The sequence below is a fragment of the Lacipirellula limnantheis genome (genome assembly GCF_007746075.1).
Classification (GTDB): Bacteria; Planctomycetota; Planctomycetia; order Pirellulales; family Lacipirellulaceae; genus Lacipirellula; species Lacipirellula limnantheis.
The window spans coordinates 1,689,366-1,704,734 of sequence record NZ_CP036339.1 but is presented as its reverse complement, the minus strand read 5'-3'; the positions used below and the strand labels follow the sequence as shown (position 1 = coordinate 1,704,734).

Sequence of the window (15,369 nt, the reverse complement as noted above, 5' to 3'; positions counted from 1 at the left end):
ATCCGCACCATTGCACGAAGTATCTTATCTCAATCGCTCGCATCCCGCATCCGCCCAAACGCAATCTTGTTCTCCATCGCCTGCCGGCAGATGTGCATCGGGGCGAAGTAAACCTTCGCCGCCCCCCACCGCAGGTTGATCGCGTCGACCGCCTTCGACGCCCGCGCGAGCTTGTCGAATTCCTCGATGAGCGGCCGCGACACCTCGGTCGCCGGCTTCAACCCGCCGACGACCACGTCGACCTTCTTGATCGCCCGCACCGCCGGCCTGCGACGCTCCCACAGCTTGATGAACTGGTGCAACAGCGTCGCCGTATCGTGGATCCGCGGCACGCCGATCTCGTCCCCATCCCGGCCGCCCCGTTCGTCACGGGGGGGCACTCCACTAACCCTCTCGATCAGCGAGTCCTTTGATTCTGTCCATCCTTTCGAGAGACTGGGCGCCAAGATCGTTTCAGACCCTACGGTGTGAAAGCAAACCTCGATGGCACAACGAGCACGCTAAAAAGTCGAAGAGAACAAGATGAAAGCCATTCTCACCTTCGCCCGCGGCTGGAACGCCCTCGCCGCCGCCCGCAGCCTCGGCCGCCGCGGCGTGCAGATCATCGCCGGCGACGAATACCGCTGCTCGCCCACCAGCTTTTCGCGCTACACGATCGAGAATTTTCTCTACCCCAACCCCGACGACAATCCCGACGGGTTTCTCGACAAGCTCGAAGAAGTGATCCGTAAGAATCGCGTCGCGGGTGAAGAATACGTCCTGATGCCGTTCCACAAGGAGACATATCTCATCTCGGCGAACCGAGCTCGTTTTGAGCCGCTGATCAAGTTCGCCATCCCGACGATCGAACAGATCATGCAGGTCGACGATAAGGGGACGCTCGCCCGCCTCTGCCAGCAGCGCGGCCTGCCGATCCCGGAGACAATCGTCGCCGATTCGCTCGAAGAGTTTCGTGGGCGGGCCGTCGGCTTCAACTATCCGGCGTTCGTAAAAGTCCGTCGGTCCGCCGCCGCCGTCGGCGTCAAACGGGTAATGAACTCCGCCGAAGCGATCCACGCGTGCGAAGAGTTCATCCATCGCTACAGCTTGGGCAATGACGCCATCCCGCTGCTGCAAGCTTCCGTCCCTGGCGAAGACTACTGCGCGACGTTCCTCTTCAATCATGGCGCGCTTGCCACGACGATGACCTACCACAACATCCGCACCTACCCGGTGCGGAGCGGCACCGGCGTGTTGCGCGAAACGGTCAGCGAACCGGCGATGGAGCAGACTGGCGCCACGCTGCTGGCCAGCTTGAAGTGGCATGGCGTCGCTGAGATCGATTTCCGCTGGGACGGCCAGTCCCCGACGCCGCAGCTCATCGAAGTGAATCCCCGCTTTTGGGGCGGGCTGACCCAGTCGGTCGCCTCGGGGTGGGACTATCCCTGGCTACTCTACCGGCTCGCTCTCGACGGCAAGATCCCGCCGATCGAACCGGGCGATCCGACGATCAAAACCGAAACGCCGGTCGTCTCGCTCCTCGCCACTCTCACCGAGATTATCCAAGACGACCGCCAACTGGCCACGATGCGCGAGTCGTTCGAGCAGATGCGCAGCGAGTTCGGCAATGGCCAGCGGATGCAAGCAGTGAAAGATTTCGTCGGCCGGCTGGAGCAAGGCGTCGACGTGAAGGGGCGCCTCGAGCTCGCCCGGAAGCTCTTCCGCGACCATGGCCACACCGTCTCCGACATCTGGGCGTGGCACGACCCGCTGCCGGCGCTCGGCCTGCTCTACCCGCTTGCCGTGTTTCTGAAGCACGGCAAGGTCTCAACGGAGCTGTTAGTCTCGTAATTGTGATCGCGATAGCCTGATTGCTGCCCCCGTCGGAGCAGCTTATTCAATAGCCGTCATCAATCGCATTAACCACAGAGAACACAGAGGCCACAGAGAGAAGACGAAAAAGAGCAAACGCCCCAATTCTTCCTCTGTGCTCTCCGTGGTTAATTCGTTAGCGGCTAGGCATTTCGAGAACGACGGCAGTTGAATTCGCTTACGAAGCGGGGGCTGAAGCGATGGTGACGATCGCGCGCGCTACTGAATATTCTTCGCGGCGTGGTCGCGCAGCGTGCGAATGAACTCTTTCACCACCGGCGATTGGTAACGATCCTTGTGCCAAATGAGGTGAATCTTCCGCGTCGGCGTCGGCTCGGCCAGGCCGCGATATTCGCAACGCCGGCCTCGATCCATCTCGTGGGCCATTGCAGGGATGAGCGATACTCCATGCCCCTGGGCTACTAGTTCTTGGATCGTCAGCAACTGTACGCCTTGGCATCGCACCACCGGCGAGTAGCCCTGCTGACGACAGAATCCGACGATCTGGTCGCCCAGGCAATGGAGTTCGCTCATGAGCACGAACGGTTCCTCGGCGAGGTCTTGGAGCGTCACCGTCCGCTTCTTCACGAGTCGGTGGTTCGCCGGCATCGCCAACAGTAGCGGCTCGGTAAACAACGGCTCACTGTGAAGCAGGTCGCTCGCCACGGGAGATGCGATCACGCCAACGTCGACCTCGCCCGCCAGGCAGGAGCGTATCACCCCATCAGTGAGGTTCTCACGCAGCGCGAGCCTTGCCTTCGGAAACCTCTTGGCGAATGACTTCAGCAGCGGCGGCAACAGGTAGGGAGCAATCGTCGGGATCGCCCCGATCGCCACCGTGCCGCGATGGGGATCAGTCGCCGCCGTTACTCGGTCACGAATTTCGTCGACCCCCGCCAGCACGCCGACGGCCTGATCGTAGAGCGCCCGCCCCGCATCGGTCAGGCGAATCGTCCGCCCCAGCCGCTCGAAGAGCGGATGTCGCAACTCCTTCTCCAGCTTGATAATCTGCTGGCTGAGCGATGGCTGCGCGACGTCGCACTTCTCGGCGGCGCGGGTAAAGCTTTGCAGTTCGGCGACCGCGACAAAGTATCTGAGCTGATGAAGTTCCATAGCACAAAAATCTCATCCACAAAAAGACAAGCACTTTACCCTATCAATACTATCTCGCTCGCTTACTGAAACAAGAGGGGGGCCGGCCTTGAAGCGCCACGGGTCCAACGATCTCTGGTTTGCCATCTCATTCGTTAATTTCGACTCAGCTGCCGCTTCGCACCGGCGGCGATACTGCTTATACTCTTTGGTTGGTCCGCCGCCTCCGCGCCGGACCGACCAGAGGGTTTTCTCTTGAGTCGGCAGCAACGACTAACGACTTGGATGGCCGCGATGACGGTCATGATCGGCTCGCTTGGCGTGCCGCTGTCGAGCCAGCGCGCCGTTCGCACAGGTGAGGCGTTTCCTTGCCAGGACTGCGTTTGCGGCTGCCCCGACGCCGAGAGCTGTTGGCGCGATTGCTGTTGCTTCTCGAATGCCCAGAAGATCGTTTGGGCCGAGAAAAATGGGGTAAAAGTGCCGATCTTTGTCGTTGCCGCGGCACGGCGCGAACTGTCGGCGCACGCTGCAAAGCCCCCCTGCTGCAATGATCAGCAAGCTGCCGGCGAGTCCGAACAACAAGCGTGCAGCGAATCGGCGAAACCTTGCGACTCGCCCAGCTGCTGCGAAAAGGAGTCCAGCGCGTCTTCTGATGGATCAAGCGGCAAGGTCGTCCTCTTGATGACTGCCCTCAAGTGCCGCGGCATCAGCGTCTCCATTGGCCTGCTCCCTCCGTCCGTGCCGCCTGCCGAACTGGCGGTCGTCGCGTTGGTCATCGACCTCGGGGCTCTGCCCGCTGAGGCGGAGATCAACTATCTCTCTCCTTGCCATGACGTGGCGACTCCTCCGCCGGACTGCTGCAAGCTCTTCTCAGCTTGAGCGTACTGTTTGGCTTCCGTAGCTAACGCGCTGTCGATACGTCCACGTTTCTTGGCGTTCCTCAGTCGTCGTTGGCCGTTGTGGGCGGAATCAGGGTCACTGCGCGCCCGATCTTATCGGGGCGTTAGTCCCTCACGCCTATATGTTTCTGCAACCTTGAGGAGTTTAGTCTAATGCGTTTGTTTCGTTTAATCGTTGTTGCCGTCCTCCTTGTTGCCGGCGCAAATTCGTCGGCCTGGGCTCACGGTCCGCAGCTGCAGCTGACGGCCGAGGCCGGCAAGATCGTCACGCGCCAAGTGTTGATTGACGAGTACGTGCCGGTCAGTCCGGCTACGTCGATCTACGTCCTGCCGGTGGCGAACGTCTCGAGCATCTGGGTCGTGCAACCGCCGGGAACCAGCGGCTCGGGTCCCGGCATCGCTCCAGGGGTCGGCTTCGTTGATGCAGCTTCCCATCCGTTCAAGACGGGAAACTACACGACGAGCATTGTCGACGGGCTGAAAAAGTGGAACGGCGCGAGCTTCGTCGACGCGGGCGACTCACAACTGCAGTTGTACAAGACGGTGAGCGGCAACCCGCTCACCGCCACGACGACTGACAGCGGGCCGTTTGCGTCGATCACCTACCCGTTGACGGTCAATAGCGAGGAGTCGCACACAGGAATGGGCTTCCGCTTTCTCGGCGACGGCGTCTCGAACACGAGCGCCCTGGCCGACGGAGTCTACCTACTGAGTCTCAAAGTCTCCACCGCGGGGCTGAACGACTCAGACCCGTTCTACTTCGTGCTTCCCAAGGGCGTTTCCCCTGAAGAAGCAGGAAGCGCGACGTTCGCGTTCGCTCAGCAACAGGGCATCGGCGTCGGCGCCATTCAGGCAATGACGGCGATTCCTGAGCCGGCGAGTTTGTCTCTAACGGCATTAATGATCGGCGGCTGCCTAATGGTTCGACGCCATGCTCGCGGCCACAACGAGGCGTAAACGATGCAACAAGCCCGAAAAGCGATGACGCTCGTTGAATTACTGGTCGTCATCGCGATCATCGGCGCCCTAGTGGCATTGCTCTTGCCAGCGGTCCAGAGCGCGCGGGCGACCGCGCGCTCTGCCGCCTGCAAGAACCAGATGAGACAAATCGGGCTCGCGGTCTTGCGGTTCTGCGACGAGCACGACGGGGAGTTTCCCCACAACGTCCACTTCGCCGCCGACTTGAGCTGGGTCGATACGCTCGCCCCTTATATGGAAAGCGTCGATGCGATCCGTATTTGTCCCGAGGACCCGCGAGCCGATGAACGGCTCGCGATCAAGGGGACCAGCTACCTCGCCAACGACTACGTGATTAACGATATCCAAGCCGACCAAGTGACCGACAAGGTGAGATTTCTGAGGCAAGTGCCGACGACGCACCGCTCGATCGTCGCCTTCGAGGTGGCCAATCGAAATCCAGACAAACCGGTGACTGCTGAAATCGAGCATGCCCATGCGTCGCTCTGGTTCACGCCGCTCAACATGCAACGCAACCTGGTGACAAAGACGATGCAGCTCGACGTTGAGCTGCGCCGCCATTTCGACTCCTCCAACTACCTCTTCTTGGATGGCCACGTCGAGACGATTGCCGCCGAGCAAGTCCTGACGTGGATCGACGAAAATTACAACTTTGCAGCGCCGCAGTGAGGCGCATGAGGTGTTCCATGAGAGTTGGCATCGTTTGCGCCGCGCTGATAGTCGCCAATGTCTGCCACGGGCACGGCAATCCGATCCATGTCAACGTCGTCGACGGTCGACTGTCGGTCAGCGGCGGGCTGCCGCTAGCCTTCGGCTTCGTCCGACAAGCCTTCGACGATCATGAGGACTCCTATCTGGAAGACCTCGGCGACATCGCCTTGGGGATCACCCCAGGCTTCAACGTCAGTGGAATGACGCCAGGATCGGGGTTGCATCTGGAAGTGATGCCGCGACCCGATTTCACGACGGCGGCATCGCCCAATCGCTGGCTCTGGCACTGGAATAAGTCAACGGCCAAAGTAGAGATCGCGCCGAATAACCCGGAACTTGAACTTGCTTCGCAGCAGCTCTTGGGGGACGTCGCGCTGACTCAGTTCGCCGCGCCTGCGACCGGTCCGTCGATGCTTGTGCTGGAGCCGCAATCAAGCGAGCTTGGCACGCACCAACATCCGATCGCCTACATCCTCGATAACAACCCATCGGCCCCGTTCGGAGCCTACGGATTCTTCGCGAGGCTCACGTCGCCAAACTATCAGCCATCGGACCCGTTCCTGGTGGCGCTCAATCACAGCCTATCGCACGACGAATATCTCCTTGCCGCAAAGTCGATGAATGCCGCGGCCAGTCTGCCGGGCGACTTCGACGGCAACGACCGCGTCGACGGCGCCGACTTTCTCGCGTGGCAACGTGCGTTTGGATCGACCGTCAACCTCGCGGCCGACGCATCGCTGAACGGCGTCGTCGACGCCGACGATTTGGCCATTTGGCAGTCGAACTTCGGCCGCACTTGGCCCGCCGCCGGAATCGGCATCACCGCTGGCGTCCCTGAGCCAACGGCGGCAAGCCTGTGCGCCGCGTCAGCGATCGCGGCGGCATCCGCCGTGCGCCGACGCCGCCTCAGAACGGGCTATCGTGAATAATGGGATCGACGAGGTTCCCGCCCTTCGCCACGCCGTCGCGGGTGGCCAGGGCGTTCATCACCGCGGGGTCAACCGTGTCGAACACAAACCGCACGCCGCCGTCGCAAAAGGCGAAGTGCGCCCCGCCGGGATGAACGCTGCCAAATGACTCGGCGTAACTCTGCATCATCGCGTGATCGGTCATCACTCCCTCTTCGATGTTAAAGCCATCTTTGAAGGTCGTGCCGAGTACATAGGCGGGGCCCGCGGCATACTCGCCCGGGTGTTGATGATCAAGGAGCTTCGAGCGCGGCACGACGCCCCACATCGTGGCGCTCGCCCATTCGTTCGCCCGCTCGCCGATGGCCAGCGTGTTTGATAGCCCGTCCATTAATTCACGCGGCTCGACGGGGCGATTGCGTCCGAAGACGCCGTCGAATCGATCGCGGCAGATGATGCACGTCGGCCGCACCGTGCCGGCGCTGCCCACATAGCTCGCCGACGCCATCTGGCAGATCGGTTTTGTGCTGCCGATCTTCGGAATGTCGATCACCGGCTCAAGGCGGTCGTCCGATGGGCAGACAAATCCCGGCACGATTTTCGTCCGAATGGCCGCCGCGGCGACGCCCTCGATCGGAACCGTGTCGTCAATCAGTTGGTGGAGATCCGATTGTTCAATGTAGGGCAGAATCTTTGCGCCCCAGGCCCAGCCTGGTCCACCGTCGTCCCCATCGAGCAGGATCGTCGAGGTATACCCGGGCGGCAGATGCTTCTTCGCATCGATGTGATTGTGCAGCGCCAGTCCAATCTGCTTCAGATTGTTGCGACATACGGTCCGCCGCGCCGACTCGCGGGCCGACTGTACCGCGGGGACGAGTAGTCCGATCAGCACGCCGATGATGGCGATAACGACCAGTAATTCGACAAGCGTGAATCCGGTCGCGCGACGAGTGGATTTGAACATTACGCTGCCCCAAGTGCGGCGACTCACTTCGCTGCACGGCAAAAAAGAGCATGTCGCCGCCTGTTCCCCACGATCAGACCGACGCGACCTGAGTACAAGTGCAAGAGTAGGAGGACTTGTCGTTCGTGTCAAAACGAACGTCGAGCGCCGCTAGCTCCGTGGGCGACAAATTCCATCGCCCACGCTGGGCGCGGCAGGATTAACCGCGGCGGTATCGGCTTCAACTGTACGCTCCGCTTGGGGTTGCGCAGACTGCGGCTAGCCGCGACCCGCGGCGAGTCGCTCGACTACGGAGTCGCCAATCGTGAGTGCAGAAGTAGCCGCTGGCGAGGGGGCGTTCAAGACGTTCACCACGTTGCCATGCGTTTCGATCAGAAAATCGTCCACCAGCGACCCGTCCGGCAGCAAGGCCTGCGCTCGCACGCCAGCCGGCGCCGGCGTCAACTGCGACGCGTCAATCTCCGGCACCAGTCGTGAAAGGGCCCGGACGAACGCGCCTTTGCTGACGCTTCGCCACATCTCGCCAGCCCCCATCCGCCAGTACTTCGCTGCCAAGCGGAGGAACCCGGGATACGTGAGTGACTCGGCCAACTCGCTGGGATTAATTGTCGTCTTGAAGTACCCTTCACGCGCGAACGCCAGCACGGCGTTCGGTCCGCATTCGACGCCGCCAGCGATCATGCGCGTGAAATGAACCCCCAGAAATGGGAACGCGGGATCTGGCACTGGATAAATTAGATTTCGCACGAGGTGCTCAGCCTCGAGCTTCAGCTCGAAATATTCGCCCCGAAACGGGATGATCTTTGCCGGGGGCTTTTCGCCGGTAAGCGCCGCGACGTGGTCGCTGTAGAGGCCAGCGCAATTCACCACTTGGCGTGCTGCGAAGTCGCCGGACAGAGTCTCGACAATGGTGCGAGGTCCGTCACTCCGGAAACGCCTCGCGCAGGTGCCCAGTTTGATCTCGCCCCCCGCTTCCTTGATCCGTGCCGCCAGTCGCTCGCAAACCATCGAATAATTGACGATACCTGTTTCTGGTACGTGCAGCGCGCGAATCCCCGCGACGTGTGGTTCCAATTCCAGTAGCCGTCCCCGCTCGATCACTTCGCAGCGCACGCCGTTCGCTTGACCTCGTTCATAGATGCCCTGCAATCGAGGCAGCTCCTCATCCGACAGGGCGACGATGACTTTACCGCAGATGTCGTACGGCACCCCTTCGTTGCGGCAGAACGCCTCCATCGCCTGCTTCCCCTCGCGGCAGTTCTTCGCCTTGAGCGACCCTGGCTTGTAGTAGATGCCAGAATGGAGGACGCCCGAGTTCCGGCCCGTCTGGTGCGACGCGAGGTCGGGCTCCTTTTCCAGCAGGATGACGCTGCTGCCGGGAAACCGAAGCTGGAATTTATACGCAGTGGCGAGGCCGACGATGCCCCCGCCAATGACAATGAGATCTGAGGTCGGCATGAATCGAGGCAGGTGGTTAGCTTCAGAGGCAGTGGAGGGGAGCGTAGGGAGTTGGTCAATTGGACGTCACGGGCAGCCAGTCAAAGCCTAAGCGGGTACTCGGTTCGCGCCACTAACTCGCACCGTGCCAGTGGCGCCCATTGAGCGCTGGCGTTCGGCTAATAGTTCGCTCCGCTCTTGCGAACATGAACCATGGGCGGGAGCTCTGCCGACGATAACTCACCTCCGGTCACGGTGGCGAGGAAAATCAAATGATCGCCCGAATCGACGTGAGATACGGGCAGGCACTCAAGTCGCCCCACGACGCCGACGAGCGCCGGGACGCCGTTCGACGCCGCCTCGACGTCAACTCCCTCAAACGCCGCTTCGCCCGGCTCAAATCCCTTGCCAAATTGCTTCAGGAACTGATGCTGCTTCTCCCCCACCACGTTCAGGACGAACGGCTCGCCAGCGGCCAGCCACTCGGCGACGTAACGGCCGCGCTTGACCGCTACGGTGACGCATGGCGGCTCGAAACCAGCCTGCATCACCCAACTGGCGAGCATCCCGGTCGCCCTTTCGCCGCGGCCGATCGTCAAAATGAAAATACCGCTGGGAACGCGGCCGAGAACTGGCAAGGGATCGCTCATGCTCGATGCAATTCGTTGTAGGGTGCTAGTTCGGGCCAGCGACGCGGCCAAGTTTTTCGCGGACGCTTGCCACTTTCGATCGAATCCCGCCGGTCACGCCTTGGCGATAGTCGATCTTGGCCGTACAGGTGACGCGATTCGCCGACTTGGCAACTTCCTCGATGCACTGCCGCATTAAGTCGAGGACCTGGCCCAGTTCGCCCTCGACGATCGTTCCCATCGCGTGAAGCTCGTAACTCAGTCCGGACCGCTCGATGATTTCAACGCACCGAGCCACGTACTGACTGACGCTCTCGCCCTGCCCCAGGGGAACAATGCTCATCTCCAGCAAGACCATCGCAACGAACCTCGGTGTGACAAATGAGCTTGGATGGACGGGTTGGTCAGGGAATACGGGGCGAATAGCCCATTGTAAGTGGGCCGACTAGGGTGTCGAGGCAGGTGCTAGCGCGAAGAAAAGCGGTCTTCTGGAAACGCTGGAACTTCCATATTCTTCCGCCACGATGGACGCCTGGGCACTACGCACGTTGTGGGTTCTTGCCGCCACGACAGGAACCCTCTGGGGCTCCAGTCGAGGGTGGACGCAAGCGCCCACCCCTAACTCTTCCTCTTGGCAGCCATACCGACAAGGGGCTGAGATCTTGCCGACGCCCGGCCGTGGAGACCTGGCCAGCGCCGTGGCCGCCCCGGGCGCCGCGCCTCGGCAGGTCGCGCAGGCGCCGATGATGATGATGGATTCGCCCGTCGAGGTCGCCGACGGCATGGACCCAATGATGGCTTGCCCGCAACCCATGTTCGCGGCCCCGCCCTGCGCCGTGCCCATGTACTTCGACGTCTCCGGAGCTCCGCCCAATAGCCCCCAATACTGGCAATGGCGGATCCTTCCCGAGAATGTGATTTGGCAATCGTATTGGGCGGGCGTGCATGAGCCCCGCATCTCAGGCGTCGCATTTCACAACGCGCCCAACAGCACAAACTATCTCGACGTCTCCCTCGGCGGCCGCGCATCAATCTTGCGTTACGGCACCGATGGCGGCGGTCGGCCCGAAGGCGCCGAACTACAAATCGAAGGCGCCGCCTTTCCACGCCTGAATCTCGATGCCAACTGGGACGTTGAGGCCGTCGACTTCCGCTTCGGCTTGCCGTTGATCTACGGCCGCGAAAAGTGGCAAACGAAGTTCTCCTACTACCACCTCAGCTCCCACATGGGCGACGAGTACGCGATCCGCGAAAATGCACTAGCCGATCGGATCAACTTTAGCCGCGACGTACTCGTATTTGGCCTTTCGTACTTTCCGCTGCCGGCGTGGCGCTGGTACTCCGAGATGGGTTGGGCCTTCCACTACGACGAGTCCGAGCCGTGGGAATTCCAGTTCGGCGTCGACGTCGCTGAACCAGGTCCGACCGGCCCCTGGGGCGTTCCGTTCTTCGCGATCAACGGACACATTCGCGAGGAACTCAACTACGGCGGCAACCTCGTCGCCCAAATCGGCTGGCTATGGCGCGGCAATAGCACCAAGGTGTTGCGCACCGGCTTTCACTACTTCAACGGCAAGTCGAACCAGTTCGAGTTCTTTCGCAATTTCGAAGAGCAACTCGGCATCGGGTTGTGGTACGAGTTCTGATCGATTCGCTCTCCGATTACTCCCCGGTTCTCACTCGGCCAGCGGGCAAACGCCTAGCCGTTCTGATTGAACGGCCAAGGACGCCAAGGTTCGCCAAGACGAGTCACTGCCTCCCCATGTTTCTTTGCGCTTCGCGCCTTTGCGTGAGACAACTCTTTTTGAAGTCTCACGCAAAGTCGTAACGGAATTCAAGGGCTTCGTGCGGCTCGCCTTTGACGCTAGAATGGCCCGCATGGCAACCGGCGGGGCAAATTATCGACTGTTTTGGCAAGAGTTTCGCCGCACGTTCGACAGCACCGGCGCCATCGCGCCGAGCGGTCGTCGCCTCTGCCGAGCGCTCGCCCGTTATGTCGCGGGCGACGGCCAGCCGCGGCGCATTCTCGAAGTCGGCCCGGGTACGGGCGTCGTCACGGACGCCATCATCATGCAAATGGGCCCGCGCGATACGCTCGACGTCGTCGAGCTCAACGACCGCTTTGTCGCTGCCTTGCGTCAGCGGTTGGTCGACGATCCGAACTGGCAGCGCGCGGCTGAGCGCATCCGTATCCACCACTTGCCGATCGAAGACCTCGACGCGACCGAGCCGTTCGACGTGATCGTGTCCGGCTTGCCGTTCAATAATTTTCCTGTCGATCTCGTCCAAAACATCCTGGCGCATTTAGAAAAGCTGGCTGCCCCTGGAGCCACGCTGAGCTTCTTTGAGTACGTTGCCATCCGACGCATCAAGGCGGTCGTCTGTGCAAAGCCGGAACGCGAACGACTCAATGGCATCGGCGCCGTGCTGAACGACGCGTTCGCTCAGCGCCAGTTCCGCCAGGAGTGCGTCGTGGCGAACGTTCCGCCGGCATGGGTCCATCACCTCCGTTTTGCCGGCTAGACTGCAGACGCCGGGCTGTGCTCAGATGCCGCTTATTCTCACCATCGAATCCACGTGCGACGAGACTGCCGCCGCGGTGATCAACGATCGGCTGGAAGTTCTTTCGGCGGTCGTTGCCTCGCAAGAGAAGTTCCACGAGCAGTTCGGCGGCGTCGTGCCCGAAATCGCCTCCCGCGCACACGTGGAGCGAATCCTACCTGTTATTGATTCCGCATTGAGGAAGGCCGGCGTGAGGCTCAGCGACCTCGACGCCGTCGCGGTTGCGAATCGGCCCGGCCTGGCAGGCTCGCTACTTGTCGGGCTCATGGCAGCCAAGACGCTCGCCTTAGCGGGCAATTTGCCGTTGATTGCGATTGACCACCTGCAAGCGCACATTTATGCCTGCCGGCTCGCGGCGGGCAAAGACGTCTTTCCGTGCATCGGGTTGATCGTGAGCGGCGGCCACTCGAATATCTATCGCTGCGAGACGCCGCTTGACTTCACCCCCCTCGGCGGCACGATTGACGATGCGGCAGGCGAAGCATTCGACAAGGTCGCGAGTATGCTCGGCCTCGGCTTCCCCGGCGGACCCGCCCTGCAGCGCGCCGCCGAACAGGGGGATCCTAAAAAGTTTCGCCTCCCCCGCCCGCTGCTCGACGACGACTCGCGACTCGAATTCAGCTTCAGCGGCCTAAAGACGGCCGTGCGGTATCAGCTGTTCGGCGCGGGCAAGCCCGAGATGAACGCAGCGACGCTCGACCCGCAGCTGGTTGCCGACATGGCCGCCAGCGTCCAGGCCGCGATCATCGATTGCCTCGCGGGTAAAGCCATGCTCGCGCTCCAGCAGACCGGCTTCCAGCGGCTTTGCATCGGCGGCGGCGTCGCCGCCAACCGCCCGTTCCGCGAACGCATGGAACGGCTCGCCGCGGAGCGTGGCATCGAACTTCATATCCCGCCGCTCTCCCTCTGTACAGACAATGCGGTGATGGGAGCGATCGCCCTCGAAAAGTACAACGCCGGACAGTTTGCGACGCTCGATCTCGAAATCTCAGCCGGCCTGGAACGGCCCCATCTAGCGCGATCGACGTAGACTTCCAAAAGCGGCCACTTCATGAATCCTCTGCCGGCGACAGATTCACGTTAGCTGGCCCATTGACGACCTCGCCATCGGCATGAAAACGCGACCCGTGGCAAGGGCAGTCCCACGACCTCTCGGCGTTGTTCCAATGGACCACGCAGCCTAGGTGAGGGCAAACCGCGGAGAGTTCGGTCAGCTTCCCGTCATCATCGCGATAGGCGGCAATCTTGGTCATGCCGCGCCGAATGACAGCCCCCGTGCCGAAGGCGATTTCATCCGTCGACTGGACTTCTCCTGGCGTTACCCAGTCCAGGTACTGAGCGGCGACGTTGAGATTCTCCTTCACGAAGGGTCCCGTCGCAGCGACGTTCTTGCGCGAGGGTTCGTACAGCGACTCCCACGGATTCTGCCGTCCCAAAATCATATCGGTAAGGAGCATTCCCGCGATCGTGCCGTGCGTCATTCCCATCCCCGAGTCGCCGGTGACGACGTAGACACTGTCAGCATCCAACGGGTTGCGCCCGATAAACGCCAATCCGTCGGTCGACTCCATCCACTGCCCCGCCCAGGTGTACTCGACTTCACCAATGGGGAATCGCTCCCGCGCCCAGTCAATCAGCCGCTGATGGCGATGGTCGGCGTCATCTGCCTGCCCGCTTTTGTGATCTTCGCCGCCAATGATGAGCAGGTCGTCCCCGTCGTCCAGCGGTTGCAACCGGACATAGTGATAGGCGTCCAGCGTATCCCAGATCAGCGCATCCTCGACGCTGCCTCGCGGGACACGCGCCCCGACCACGTACGTCATGTACGGCGCCTGCTTTGTGTGGATGGCAAACATGTCATTGATCGGCGAATTGGTGGCAACCACCACCGCATCGGCCGTAACGACGTGATTTCCAACCTTTACCTTTGCATGCTCGCCGCCTGTGATTTGATCGGCATGGCTGTCGGTGAACACCTTACCGCCCAGCTGCTCAAAAGCCTTTACGACGCCGTCGAGGTACTTGAACGGGTGAAATCTGGCTTGGTTCGGATATCGCAGGCATCGCCCCGCGTCGACGTTGCCAAGTCGCGCTAGCGAGTCCCAATCCACCGCGATTCCCACCCGCTGCGACGCCTCGTACTCATCATCAAGGTCGATCGCCGCGTCGGGTCCCGCATCGAATAGCAATCCGTCGACCCGCCGAAAGTCGCAATCGATGCGCAAGTCCTTGCTGATTTGCTCGATCAAGTCGATCGCCGCCGCGTGACTCTGCACGGCAAGACGCGTCGCTGCTTCGCCGTGCCATCGCAACATCATCACGAAGCGATCGTCGATCACGCTGGACAGATGGGCCGTCGTAACCTGCGTCATGCCGCTCGCGAGCGGCCCGTCGTCGAGCACGACGACTCGCTTCCCAGCCTTCGCCAAGAGGTATGCCGTCGTAAGTCCGGAAATTCCGCTGCCGACAATGCAGATGTCACAGTCAACATTACCCGAGACTCGTGGCGATTTCGGCAGCCGAATCGTAGCTCCCCAGATCGATTCGTTTTCTGCCGTAGCGATCGGCGAGACGCGTTCCATGGCTCAATTCCCTCAAGGCGCCAGATGGTGTCGAAGCCGTCGAAGCTGTTGCAAGCCTTGTGCCGTCAACGCCATTCTTCGCTCGCGCATGAAAAAAGCGGCCCAAGCCGAGGCTTGGGCCGCTATTTCAATGTTGTCAATCCTGTTGATTCTGGTCGCCTGCATGCCAGCGGCTGGGTCTACCGCTGACAGCGAGCGTGACTAGAGTCCCATCGCCTTTCGCTGGCAAGCGGTGCACCCGGCCGGGTACGAGGCCCCCGACTGCGAGCCGAGGATCGTATTGCCCCGATAGCCGACGTTGTGGACGACGGGCTGAACGCCCTTCTCGAACTTGGCGAGCGTGCTCTTCCACTCGTCGCCGGAGATCTGGCCCGGCTTCTTGAACAGCACGCTTGCGCCGGTCTTGTCGATAATCGCCGTATGCGGGAACTGAGTGGCGCCGAACGCTTCGGCCACCTTCTTGCCGTACTCCGTCGAGACGTCGACGCGGCACAGTTCGTATGACTTCAGCAATTCAGCGTGCTCGCCGTCCGCCTTGATCAAATCTTCTTGAACAGCCGCGTTGGCGTCGGCCGGGTTATCTAGCACAATCAGCAGCGGGCGTTGATCACTCCGCGTCGCCGCCAGCGCCTTGCCGTAATCGGCCTGCCATTGCGTCGCAGTGGGCGCTACGGCCATGGTCGAGGCGGCAATCGTGACGACAGCGAGGTAATGAACCATTCGAAACACTCCTTGTGGTGCTGCGGTCTCTCGCCG

The 15,369-nt window shown here is 61.4% G+C and carries 16 protein-coding genes; 8 read left to right on the top strand and 8 right to left on the bottom strand.

Annotated elements, in window-relative coordinates; translation table 11 throughout:
- Window positions 1-29: 29 nt before the first annotated feature.
- Entirely contained in the window at window positions 30-380 is a 351-nt protein-coding gene (locus I41_RS06545; RefSeq protein ID WP_145431785.1) for a hypothetical protein, read from the bottom strand.
- A 142-nt stretch (window positions 381-522) separates the two neighbouring features.
- Between I41_RS06545 and I41_RS06540 the strand changes: the two genes are divergently transcribed.
- Window positions 523-1,830: a carboxylate--amine ligase gene (locus I41_RS06540; protein ID WP_145431784.1), complete on the top strand. Its 1,308-nt coding sequence runs from the start codon at window positions 523-525 to the stop codon at window positions 1,828-1,830.
- Window positions 1,831-2,070: 240 nt separating this feature from the next.
- Here I41_RS06540 and I41_RS06535 read toward each other — a convergent pair whose 3' ends face one another.
- Window positions 2,071-2,964, bottom strand: a complete 894-nt coding sequence (locus I41_RS06535) for a LysR family transcriptional regulator (protein WP_145431783.1) — start codon at window positions 2,962-2,964, stop codon at window positions 2,071-2,073.
- 273 nt (window positions 2,965-3,237) lie between these two features.
- Here I41_RS06535 and I41_RS06530 point away from each other — a divergent pair, with 273 nt between their 5' ends.
- The 4 genes from I41_RS06530 (at window position 3,238) to I41_RS06515 (ending at window position 6,460) form a co-directional block, all read left to right on the top strand.
- Window positions 3,238-3,822 (top strand): hypothetical protein, encoded by a 585-nt coding sequence (locus I41_RS06530; RefSeq protein ID WP_145431782.1) that lies wholly within the window; start codon window positions 3,238-3,240, stop codon window positions 3,820-3,822.
- A gap of 173 nt (window positions 3,823-3,995) precedes the next feature.
- On the top strand, window positions 3,996-4,799 hold the full coding sequence (locus tag I41_RS06525) for a PEP-CTERM sorting domain-containing protein (RefSeq protein WP_145431781.1): 804 nt from the start codon (window positions 3,996-3,998) through the stop codon (window positions 4,797-4,799).
- Window positions 4,800-4,802: 3 nt separating this feature from the next.
- The gene (locus tag I41_RS28480) at window positions 4,803-5,489 is read left to right on the top strand and encodes a type II secretion system protein (RefSeq protein WP_145436268.1); all 687 of its coding nucleotides are present in this window, start codon (window positions 4,803-4,805) and stop codon (window positions 5,487-5,489) included.
- A gap of 17 nt (window positions 5,490-5,506) precedes the next feature.
- Window positions 5,507-6,460 (top strand): hypothetical protein, encoded by a 954-nt coding sequence (locus tag I41_RS06515; RefSeq protein WP_145431780.1) that lies wholly within the window; start codon window positions 5,507-5,509, stop codon window positions 6,458-6,460.
- Here I41_RS06515 and I41_RS06510 read toward each other — a convergent pair.
- The 4 genes from I41_RS06510 to I41_RS06495 form a co-directional block, all read right to left on the bottom strand.
- Complete coding sequence (locus I41_RS06510; protein WP_145436267.1) at window positions 6,438-7,403, bottom strand: DUF1559 family PulG-like putative transporter; 966 nt, start codon at window positions 7,401-7,403, stop codon at window positions 6,438-6,440. The genes I41_RS06515 and I41_RS06510 overlap by 23 nt on opposite strands.
- Before the next feature lie 258 nt (window positions 7,404-7,661).
- The gene (gene lhgO, locus I41_RS06505; protein ID WP_145431779.1) at window positions 7,662-8,861 is read right to left on the bottom strand and encodes an L-2-hydroxyglutarate oxidase; all 1,200 of its coding nucleotides are present in this window, start codon (window positions 8,859-8,861) and stop codon (window positions 7,662-7,664) included.
- A gap of 158 nt (window positions 8,862-9,019) precedes the next feature.
- Window positions 9,020-9,490, bottom strand: coding sequence for a flavin reductase family protein (locus tag I41_RS06500; RefSeq protein ID WP_145431778.1), 471 nt, complete (start codon window positions 9,488-9,490; stop codon window positions 9,020-9,022).
- A 25-nt stretch (window positions 9,491-9,515) separates the two neighbouring features.
- Window positions 9,516-9,827 (bottom strand): MTH1187 family thiamine-binding protein, encoded by a 312-nt coding sequence (locus tag I41_RS06495; RefSeq protein WP_145431777.1) that lies wholly within the window; start codon window positions 9,825-9,827, stop codon window positions 9,516-9,518.
- A 166-nt stretch (window positions 9,828-9,993) separates the two neighbouring features.
- Between I41_RS06495 and I41_RS06490 the strand changes: the two genes are divergently transcribed.
- The 3 genes from I41_RS06490 to tsaD all read left to right on the top strand — a co-directional run bounded on the left by I41_RS06490 (window position 9,994) and on the right by tsaD (window position 13,061).
- Window positions 9,994-11,115, top strand: coding sequence for a DUF1207 domain-containing protein (locus I41_RS06490; RefSeq protein WP_145431776.1), 1,122 nt, complete (start codon window positions 9,994-9,996; stop codon window positions 11,113-11,115).
- Window positions 11,116-11,347: 232 nt separating this feature from the next.
- Window positions 11,348-11,992 carry a class I SAM-dependent methyltransferase gene (locus tag I41_RS06485; RefSeq protein ID WP_168206735.1) on the top strand — a complete coding sequence of 215 codons (645 nt, stop codon included), beginning with the start codon at window positions 11,348-11,350 and terminating at the stop codon, window positions 11,990-11,992.
- 25 nt (window positions 11,993-12,017) lie between these two features.
- A complete protein-coding gene (gene tsaD / locus I41_RS06480) occupies window positions 12,018-13,061 on the top strand; it encodes a tRNA (adenosine(37)-N6)-threonylcarbamoyltransferase complex transferase subunit TsaD (protein ID WP_145431774.1) in 1,044 nt (347 codons plus the stop codon).
- Window positions 13,062-13,080: 19 nt separating this feature from the next.
- Here the strand turns inward: tsaD and I41_RS06475 are convergent, their stop codons facing one another.
- Window positions 13,081-14,613 (bottom strand): FAD-dependent oxidoreductase, encoded by a 1,533-nt coding sequence (locus I41_RS06475; RefSeq protein ID WP_145431773.1) that lies wholly within the window; start codon window positions 14,611-14,613, stop codon window positions 13,081-13,083.
- Window positions 14,614-14,814: 201 nt separating this feature from the next.
- A complete protein-coding gene (locus tag I41_RS06470) occupies window positions 14,815-15,333 on the bottom strand; it encodes a thioredoxin domain-containing protein (protein ID WP_145431772.1) in 519 nt (172 codons plus the stop codon).
- Window positions 15,334-15,369: the final 36 nt, after the last annotated feature.